The 9,464-nt window shown below is 45.7% G+C and carries 8 protein-coding genes and 4 pseudogenes; 3 read left to right on the forward strand and 9 right to left on the reverse strand.

Annotated features, from left to right (window positions below):
- Both BEN30_RS19220 and BEN30_RS11610 read right to left on the reverse strand, forming a co-directional pair.
- Positions 1–309 (reverse strand): annotated as a pseudogene (locus BEN30_RS19220) (hypothetical protein); the annotation flags it as partial.
- Between the two features lie 161 nt (positions 310–470).
- Positions 471–1,052, reverse strand: a complete 582-nt coding sequence (locus tag BEN30_RS11610; protein ID WP_069958299.1) for a D-sedoheptulose-7-phosphate isomerase — start codon at positions 1,050–1,052, stop codon at positions 471–473.
- A 303-nt stretch (positions 1,053–1,355) separates the two neighbouring features.
- On the opposite strand from BEN30_RS11610, the pseudogene BEN30_RS11615 reads away from it, so the two are divergent.
- The 3 pseudogenes from BEN30_RS11615 to BEN30_RS18990 form a co-directional block, all read left to right on the forward strand.
- A pseudogene (locus BEN30_RS11615) lies at positions 1,356–1,645 on the forward strand (transposase); the annotation flags it as partial.
- Positions 1,641–2,153 (forward strand): annotated as a pseudogene (locus tag BEN30_RS11620) (transposase); the annotation flags it as partial. The pseudogenes BEN30_RS11615 and BEN30_RS11620, both read left to right, overlap by 5 nt.
- 56 nt (positions 2,154–2,209) lie before the next feature.
- Positions 2,210–2,418: pseudogene (locus BEN30_RS18990) on the forward strand (IS5/IS1182 family transposase); the annotation flags it as partial.
- Between the two features lie 22 nt (positions 2,419–2,440).
- Here the strand turns inward: BEN30_RS18990 and BEN30_RS11630 are convergent.
- The 7 genes from BEN30_RS11630 to BEN30_RS11660 are packed head-to-tail and all read right to left on the reverse strand — an operon-like array spanning position 2,441 to position 9,317.
- Complete coding sequence (locus BEN30_RS11630; RefSeq protein ID WP_069958504.1) at positions 2,441–3,241, reverse strand: class I SAM-dependent methyltransferase; 801 nt, start codon at positions 3,239–3,241, stop codon at positions 2,441–2,443.
- Between the two features lie 15 nt (positions 3,242–3,256).
- Positions 3,257–4,285 (reverse strand): glycosyltransferase, encoded by a 1,029-nt coding sequence (locus BEN30_RS11635; protein WP_069958505.1) that lies wholly within the window; start codon positions 4,283–4,285, stop codon positions 3,257–3,259.
- Positions 4,282–5,199 carry a hypothetical protein gene (locus BEN30_RS11640; RefSeq protein WP_139134999.1) on the reverse strand — a complete coding sequence of 306 codons (918 nt, stop codon included), beginning with the start codon at positions 5,197–5,199 and terminating at the stop codon, positions 4,282–4,284. The genes BEN30_RS11635 and BEN30_RS11640 overlap by 4 nt, the downstream gene beginning before the upstream one ends.
- The gene (locus BEN30_RS11645) at positions 5,174–6,754 is read right to left on the reverse strand and encodes an MBOAT family O-acyltransferase (protein ID WP_069958507.1); all 1,581 of its coding nucleotides are present in this window, start codon (positions 6,752–6,754) and stop codon (positions 5,174–5,176) included. The genes BEN30_RS11640 and BEN30_RS11645 overlap by 26 nt, the downstream gene beginning before the upstream one ends.
- Positions 6,755–6,759: 5 nt before the next feature.
- Complete coding sequence (locus BEN30_RS11650) at positions 6,760–7,923, reverse strand: glycosyltransferase family 4 protein (protein WP_069958508.1); 1,164 nt, start codon at positions 7,921–7,923, stop codon at positions 6,760–6,762.
- Complete coding sequence (locus tag BEN30_RS11655; protein ID WP_069958509.1) at positions 7,916–8,380, reverse strand: hypothetical protein; 465 nt, start codon at positions 8,378–8,380, stop codon at positions 7,916–7,918. Before BEN30_RS11655 ends, BEN30_RS11650 begins: the two co-directional genes overlap by 8 nt.
- 46 nt (positions 8,381–8,426) lie before the next feature.
- Positions 8,427–9,317 carry a hypothetical protein gene (locus BEN30_RS11660; RefSeq protein WP_069958510.1) on the reverse strand — a complete coding sequence of 297 codons (891 nt, stop codon included), beginning with the start codon at positions 9,315–9,317 and terminating at the stop codon, positions 8,427–8,429.
- Positions 9,318–9,464: the final 147 nt, after the last annotated feature.

Here is a 9,464-nt window from a genome sequence, read left to right on the forward strand (position 1 = left end):
GACCATGGGCTGATGCCCTGCAGGGCTGCAATCGATAATAGCAAGGCGGCGGTGGCTAAGGGCAATACCAGCGTCTTCGTCGCACCATACACCTTGATCATCGGGGCCGCGGTGTTTAAGTGTATTACTCATGCGCACTGCTAAAGACTCAAGATGCTGGTTCCGGGGGCCGTTATTTTGCATTAAAAGGCCTGCTATGCCGCACATTGTGTTTTTAATCTTTCTAACGATGCAATCGTATTGCAGTCGAGCCCATAGGCAAGGTGAAAAGTGGCCATGTTTACTAACCCAGTATTCGCGCGGTAGCATTGATAACCACAGAATAGAAATAGCAAGTACTATCTCAGTCTGGGCATAAAATTAGCAATTTGAGTATATTGAAATAATCCTACTGGTTGAAATCAAAAAAGCATCCTCAAAGATTAGAGAGTGTAGACTTCTTTCGTTGGCGGCTACCTCATGTAGCTGGATTAAGGGTTTGGGAACATGCCCTGTTCTATTAGGTTGCATATGATATGGCCGACAACGATGTGGCATTCTTGAATTTTAGGAGTATGAGATGACGGCATACGAATGCAACAATCACAGACATTCATCATTTTTCCGCCGCTTTCGCAGGTGAGGCCAACTGTATAAATGCCAATAGATTGAGCAATTTTAAGGGCATTGAGAATATTTAGAGAATTGCCTGATGTCGAGATGCCAAAGAAAATGTCGCCTTTGTTACCCACAGCTTCGAGCTGTCGCGAAAATAATTTTTCATAACCATAGTCATTTCCGATGGCTGTTAGTGCGGAAGTGTCAGTGGTCAGGGCAAAAGCAGCTAGGCCTGGGCGGTCATAATTGAAGCGGCTAACCAGTTCAGCAGCAAGATGCTGGCTATCGGCAGCACTGCCACCATTACCAGCAAATAGAATCTTGTTGCCTTGCTTTAGTGCATTTAAACAGGTTTCTGCTACTGAATAAATATCCACCAAGATTGCTTCGTCATGAGCTAGTTTCCTGAGCACATCAATGGTGTCGCTGATTTCTTGTTTGACGATTGATTTCATGCATGAATTTCCTATGTTTTGGCTAAATTTTGGCCCGGCCTTGCTTTTACGAACCTGCAAATTTCATCAACTTGAATGAATCTAGCTCTAAACATTCATGAGGGGAAGTCCTGATCCACAATGAAACTTGGTCTGACGTGAGCCCCGAGTTCCCCCAGTAATTAAGAGAGCCCGGTTGTAAATGATCTGCTTCCCCCAAATGCCCTCGAAATAGGTTAGAGTTTTTCGTTTTCATTTTCCTGCTGGGAAGGGAGCGAAGACCGAATGAAAGCATCATGATTCACGGATGCGCAACGGGCATTCATCGTCAAGTAGGGCGAGGATGGCATACCGGTTGCGGAGATTTGTCGAGAGGCCGGGATTAGCCAGGGGACGTATTTCAATTGGAAGAAGAAGTATGCGGGTTTAATGCCTAGCGAGATGCGGCGTCTGCGCGAATTGGAGCAGGAGAACGCTCGTTTAAAGAAGATCGTCGCAGATTTATCTTTAGACAAAGCCATGCTGCAGGACGTTATCAAACGAAAACTTTAAGGCCCGCCCGGAAGAGAACGCTGGTTGACGAGTTACGATTGGATTGGGCAATATCGATACGAGTTCGGCGCCAAGGTTGGCATCGCCACCACCAATCGTGAAGGCTTGGTGCTGGCGGCAAAGAGCTTCGAAGGCAATCCTTACGATGGACATACCCTGTCCGACACCGTCGCCCAGGCCGCGCAAATGACTGGTGTCGATCCCGAGCGGATTTATGCCGATAGGGGCTATCGCGGCCATAATTACGAGGGCGAGGCCTCGGTCATGCTGTCCGGACACAAGCGCGGATTGAGCCCCCAAATGAAGCGTGAGTTGAAACGAAGATCGGCCATCGAGGCGACCATCGGGCATATGAAAACCGATGGCAGGCTTGATCGAAACTTCCTAAAAGGCCAAACTGGCGACGCCATCAACGCTCTGCTGGTTGCCGCAGGCCACAACATGCGCCTGATCCTCAACGCCCTGGCATTTTGGCTTGCCTGGATCATGAGCGTGACAGAAAAGACAGTCAAAATAGTAAAAACGGATACTTCCCGACTTATGATCCGATACCAAACATCAATGGCTTAGGCATTGTTCAGGGCGAAACTTATTGAGGCTCCTAAAAATGGGGGTATTACCCAGGGGCGAACATTTCGTCGAAACGAAATCGAAAATAGACCTTCGCTTTCAGCAAATGGGGCTACCGCGCAATTTGGCAGAACGGTTCTTCAGAAAAATCAAGGAATTCCGGGGCATTGCCGTGCGGTATGATAAAAACTCTCCGAACTTTCTTGCTGGTGTGAAACTCGCCTCAATGCGAATTTTGACTAGAAGTTATGAGGCTACGGTCTAGGGCAGCCCCAAATAAATTTAATTCAAGAGTCCATCGGTTTTTGCGCAACGGCAAGAATCATGTGCGCCATTAATCCACCCGGAATAATGGGTGCCAGGGTCAAACTTAGTCCACGAGTAAAGTACCAACTGTAGCTGAGCTTAACTTCGTGGTGCAAAAAACGCAGAACGCCTTGGCGTTTGTGAATGGTCGTTACCTGGTGAATGTCAAATCCGCCCGCGCTCAGTTCATCACGTAACTCGCCCTTGGTCAAACGCCACTGGTAAAAACGGCGGTTATGACGATTTGCTGCCTTTCGTTCTGACCAGTCACCTGCCGCGCGTAATGCATGACGGAGGTTATCATATGGGACCGAAATAAAAAGGTAGCCACCTGGTTTGAGGATCCGCAAAGCTTCATCAATGCATGGCCGCATACCATCTTCGAAATGCTCGAACACCCCCCAGGAAAAATAGGCATCTAACGAATTATCATTGAACTCGGTGTGTCGGATATCACCGGGCTTGAATATGACATCGGGAAAAATAGTGTGAAGTTTGGCAACGGTTTCACGAGAAAGGTCTAGGCCAACGCAATCGAACCCTTTTTGCGTAAAAAATGCTGTCCAATCTCCTAGACCACATCCGCCGTCAAGAATCCGAGCGCCTTTGGGAAGTTGATCAAAAAAAGGCTTGATAACTTTGTACTCATCCTTGCTGGAAATTTTCCCGATTTCAGCTTTGGGGCCACCTTGGCGATTCCAGATATCGGTCCAATATTTTTCGATAAATGTAGTTTCGTCGCCACCGTGGCTATCATCAATACTCATAAAATCTTTGCGCATAGTTTGAGCCTGACATTAAAACGGAATTTGATTAAGGAGAAATAAGAATGGATTGCGCCAGATGTGACGACTTTTTCTCACCTCTTCGCATGTGCCGTGAAGGCTTTTTATGCATTCCAAATAGGAGTTAACGGTGTTCTGTATGGTGCAGGGATATGAAGAGATGCGTTCATACCACGTATCGTATTCATCCATCATGCGGTTAATAGCGTAACCTATATTGTCGGGTCCATCGAACATAACACCGTAATCATTGCAGTATTCTGGCATGCATCCCGAGTCGCGGTACAAAAGTGGGAGGCCACATAGGGCTCCTTCGTTTTGATGGTTGCCACCAGGCTCGAAGATCGATGCCGTCACATAAACGTGGTGAGAACGCAGTTCATTGGCCAGCTGATATGCATCCAAGGGGGCGAGATGGGTGGTATTTTGGAACGCAAATCCTTTCGGTACATTACCGATGTAGGTGAACGCGATACGGTCACTCCATGTTGGTTCAGATAGCATTTGGTCAAGTTTTTGATAAACATCGAACCCTTTCATCCAGTTACCACCCCAATGGTGTGTAACAAGCTTTAATGGTCCTGACCTGTCCCATGGTTTGTGACCATTCATGTTGAACACGTCCGGATCCGCGCCATTGAGAATGACGCTACTACCACGTCCGTCACACTTGCGCCACACGCTCAGGTTTTCAAGCCATGAGCCGACGAAAACGGTGTGGTCGGCAGCGTAATTTGCGAGTCTTAAACGAAAATTGATAGTTCGAGTGTTTTTGCGCTCATCACATTCATTGATGCGGTGGATGACTACGGCTTTTGGGTTGCGAAATGCCAAATAGCGCAAGATGCTGCCCGCTCCAAACGGGATGTTGGGAATGCGTGTACGGGGATCAATGATTAAGATGATGTCTATGTCGGGGGCGCGTAGGTCGTGAACAACAAGATGTCCTGATTTAAGAAGTGCATCTCGAAGTGCAGCTACAAAACGATTGCCTCCGCCCCAAGGACCCTCGACGACTGTATAGCCGATGGCAATTTTCATCGGTTGAGTCCAAAACAATTATAAAGAATAGCATGTGTCAGAGTTTGTGCGCCCTCTTCATTTAGATGATCTGCATTACCAAACAAACGGTCACCCAGTGCAGATGAAAAGTCAACGTATTTGACACCAATTTCATCAGCCAGAGCCGCATAATATTTCAACGCTTGGCTGTAATTAGGATCTCTGATACTTAGTTTTAGGTAGGCAGAACTGACGGGGAAAGAAACCATGCAGACGTCTATTCCACTATTTTTGAATTCATGAATGGCCGTAGCGTACGCATTTGCAAACCGTGTACGCATAACATTTTTTACAGGTGCTTGAAGTCCTGCGCGTATGGATGCGGCTGTCTCTATCTCGTTAGGTGGTTGTTCGCTTAGCCGGATTATTGAATGATCTTGGGTATCTTCGGCAACCTGGGTGATGGGGTTTGCTAAATTCAATATGTAGGCTTTCCAGTATTCGAGAAGGTATTGTCGGTAAAAGGGCCTTAAAAATTGAAACCAAGGTGTGTCGGGCCTGAAGAGATCATTTCGTAGGGCCGACTGGTCACTATTTAGGCGATAAATTGCAAAGTGGTGGGGATCCGCCTGAATAATAATTCCTTTTGCTGCGTTGGAATTTGCGAAAAAACGCGCTTTTTCAATAATGGTGGAAAGATTGTCCCCAGCCATGGAGAAATTACTGAAGTCCTCTTTGCTACGTAAACCACTAGCACCACGTGAATCTGCAAATGCACCATAGGCGGAATGACTTGAGTGTAGGCGCTCACGCACGGCATCGAACTCATTTTTTGGTGCAACAATGGTACGGACAATAAACTCACTGCCTACCACGAAAAGAAGAATTCCCACTATGAATATCAGGGAGAAACCGTAAAAGTAGCGCTTAGAATTGGAAGTATATGAACTCACCGGTTTGCCCTTGTAGTAACTTAATTGTGAGTGACAAGACGACAGCACCACATAAAATGCCAAGCATAAAAGATGGACGCCATGCGGGAAAATGAATACCCATGACCTTTGGCGATCTGGATGCATCGAAGTCTAATGCAGGCTCGTATTTGTGCATCAATTCTTGTGTGCTGGGAAAAAACCAAACAATTATCAGAACAGCGACAATCCAGACAATTTGCATTCCTCCGCCATACGTTGGAACAGCATCAAAGCGTATGCCTATCTGTGATGCCGTTTCTGCCCAATATCCTAATATTGTTTTGTAGTGAGGAGGAAGCACTACACCGTTCAACGTAAACAATCCCTTATACATATTTAAGGCTGATTCAAGTGAGCTGGCACGGAATAGGGTCCATGACAAGGCAACGGCGGCGAGTGTGACTGCACGCCCAAACCAGCGGTACATTTGCCCCGTACGTCGGTCTTCGTATTTTTTTCTCGATCCAGTTACCGCCCACCACAAGTGGTTTATTGCAAGATATAAACCATGCAGTACACCCCACATGATGAAAGTCCAACCAGCGCCATGCCATAGCCCCCCTAGGGCCATGACGGTCATTAAATTTACATAGCGGCGTATACGTCCCTTGCGGTTTCCACCTAAGGGAAAATATATATAGTCACGTAAAAACCTAGATAGTGTGATATGCCAGCGTCTCCAGAAATCAACAATGTTGGTTGCTTTGTATGGAGAGTCGAAATTTAAAGGCAGGCGTATGCCAAAGAGTCTCGCCAGCCCTATGGCAATGTCTGAATACCCTGAGAAATCAAAGTAGATCTGAAACGTAAAGCAGATTACTCCAACCCAGGCTTCAATAAATGACGGACTGCCCCCCATATACGCTGTGTTGAACACGCGATCTGACCAGAAAGCCATTTTTTCTGCCAGTATCACCTTTTTGAACAACCCCATCGCAATGATTGTAAGGCCAACCGCTAAGTTGTCCCAAAGGGGTTTCCCGCGTGAAACGGCCTTCTTGAACTGTCCCATCATTTCACCGTGGTGAACAATGGGGCCGGCGATTAGTTGCGGGAAAAAAGTCACAAATAAAGAATAGGTGAGAAGGTCAGCTTCATTAGCTTGGTTTCGATAGACATCCACCAAAAAGGCGATTTGTTGGAATGTAAAAAAAGAGATGGCCAAGGGAAGAATAATTGTGAGGCTGTTGAATGACTGACCGCTTAGGGCGCTGAATGATTCAATAAAAAAATTTGCGTATTTGAAAAATGCAAGGGTTCCCAGGTTCGCAGTGATGCTTACAATCAAAAGGGGTTTGGCAACTGCGCTTGGTCGGGGCCATGCAGTAATAACGCGGGCCATAACAAAATTGAAAAGAATGGACACCATGATTAACAGAAGGTAGACGGGTTCCCACCAACCGTAAAAAAATAAAGATGTTAAAACAAGAAAACCCGCACCAAGTTTTGCATGTACCTTAAAAGATAGTGCGTAGTATCCCACTAAGACTATTGGCAGAAAGACTAATAAGAATTCTGGTGAGTTAAAAAGCATTGTTATTAGACACGATCATCAAAAATCAAGGGGGGAGGGGATAAAAGCTTCTTGGCTTGGGCGCTAATAATATTTTCCAGAGCAGTATTCATGCGCGCAATTGTAAAGTGTCGCTCCACTGTCCGTCGAGCCTCTTCGCCCATGCGTTGGCGCAAGTCCGCATCGTTATCAAGTCGGCGTATGGCCACGCTAAGGGCTTGAGCATCACCAGGAGGAACTAGCAAGCAGTTCGTTCCGGATTTCAAAATATTTGTATCCCACAACCCTTTGATTTGCGAAACTATAACAGGCCTGCCGCAGGCCATGGCCTGAAGGGTGACGCTGCATCCTGTCGGCTGCCAAACATTATTTAGGGGAACAACCACTAACTTTGCTTGCTGGTAAAGTCCTCGCAACATTATATCGGTGATTTCGGAACCGAATAGGCTACCGCGAATAATTTCAATATTTGGTTTGTGCGCTGGTGAATGAATATTCAGGCGGGTGATGATGCGAATATTATTTTCAACGTCTGCGTCGATGAGGGTCTTGAAATCACGACTTGGATCACTGCCGATAGATAAAATACCATGATGCTTTATTGGAGATTTTGCAGGGTGCCAGAAATCTGCATCGACTCCAAATGGATAATATGATGTTTTTTCCCGGGGGATTTTATACATTTTAATGGCAACTTCGCGGTCAATTTCACCTGAGAACAAGAGATGATCGAGACCCTTAAGGGCACGGATAATCTGCCTCATGGCATATTCTCGCAATACAGGGGGAACACGCTCTGGCAAGTCTGACAAACCATGAAACCCGCCAAACAAAAGCGCGTTATTTTTTATATGACTGCGGTATAGCCCCATAGACAGGCTGAAGAAATCATTAAAGCTAAGTGCTATATCAAATTTTGATATTTCCTCAGATAACGCGATCACTCGTGCCGATGATATGCCAAAGTTTATGTGGCGATTGCGGAGACGTTCGTAAGCGAGGATAACCTGATTGATTGGCCCGACAGGATCCTTGCGACTATTGCCGATTGCGACTTTAAAGCCTAAGTCGCGGATGTGAGTATACCCGTAAAAGAAATCTTTGGGGGACTGCCCATTCTCAATATCCATGAGGCGGCTCTGGCGCGCTGCTCCAGGATAGATGAATAAAATTGAGGGTTTATCATTCATATCGGACTGAGTTCATGGGGAGCTGTGAATTGAAGTCAGTGATTATCATTTCCAGAAACGCGACGAGCCGATCACCATATGGACTGTCAAAAGGCTCTACAAAAAATGAGCATTTTTGTTTAAGTTGGGATTGAAACGCCTCATCCCCGACATGCTCCATAAGTTCAGATAGTTTGGGGATAAGCTGAGATTGCCCGTCAGCAACAATGATCTCTGGCATGGAAAACATGTCATCAAAATGGGTTAGGGGTGCTACAAGATTAAAATGTCGGGCAGACTTTTCGTCATTTGGCAAAAAACACATAACCGGTTTGCCGTGAAGTGCACCCTCAATGAGGATTGTGGAAAGAGGGGATACCAAGGCATCTATGCAACAAAGCGTGTCATGTGTATGGCGGTAATCAGCAAGATGAATACCCGATTTTCCATCTCTTACCTGCTCAAGATAGGTTCGCATGTTCTCTTCAATTCGTACGTGCTTCCATGGGTAATCAAGTAGATGTTCACCGCCATTCCCCTCCCCCCCCCCATGGATGAGGACGGTAGACGACCTTGGTGTGACCAAGTATGCCTGAGTCGATGGCATTATCAATGCTTCGCAAATGCTCGAATTCGTTGGTTTCTTTGCTGGAACCTGCATAAAGTAATATTTGTGAAGTTGGATCTAGGTCGTGACGTATGCAGAACTCATCTCGTGAAATGCGAGGAGGGTGCCGAAAAAGATCAAATTGAGCTGCACCAAAATTGACTATGCGATCACTTGGCATGTTCATGAACTTTTGAGCGTGAATATTTGTTTGTTCACCCCATACTAACAACCAGTCAGGTAGGCCAATGACAGATTTTTTTGTGCTGGGGTTATCCCAAGAATTCATGATTACGACAAGAGGTATATTTTCATTCTGACATGTGATAACGAGGTCATTAATAAAAACACCATCAAGAACTGATGGGTGGATTATTACATCTGGATTTTCAATATCTATGAGTTCCTGTAATTCTTTGTTTGGAATCGCGTTGATTTTATTTAACGTGATATATTTGTATATTGTGTAAATGCCAGGAAGACTTAAAAACGAAAATAGTAGCGTGGCTTTAGGGCCTATCATGGCTCTTCTAAATGTGCGCAGGCTAGAAAATTGTTTGCCGTAGCGCCAGCGAAGGGTGTCGGCAACGAAGAGGTTTTTCCATTGTCTCAGACGGGGTTGCTTTGGGGCTAGGAAAGCATGCTTTCCGCCCAGTTTAAGCGCCTCAACATCTGTCGTAACTCTCTTTTGGTCACCATCTGGAAATATAAATTTAACATCATGGGATGCAGATAATGTCTCAAACACTTTACTATGGATAAAGTGGCGAATGATGATGTCGTGATCTATAAAAATCAGAATTTTCATGATCAGTTGCCGTGCCCATGATTTGGACAAGCTTTAGTATTAGCAGTTTCTTTAAGCATCAGAGTTTCCACCAGTGCGAGGTCCCATTCAGTATCAATGCTAATCATTGGCTCGTCTATGATGAAGGCACCTGAATATTTGCCCATG

The sequence above is a fragment of the Magnetovibrio blakemorei genome, assembly GCF_001746755.1.
Taxonomy (GTDB): Bacteria; Pseudomonadota; Alphaproteobacteria; order Rhodospirillales; family Magnetovibrionaceae; genus Magnetovibrio; species Magnetovibrio blakemorei.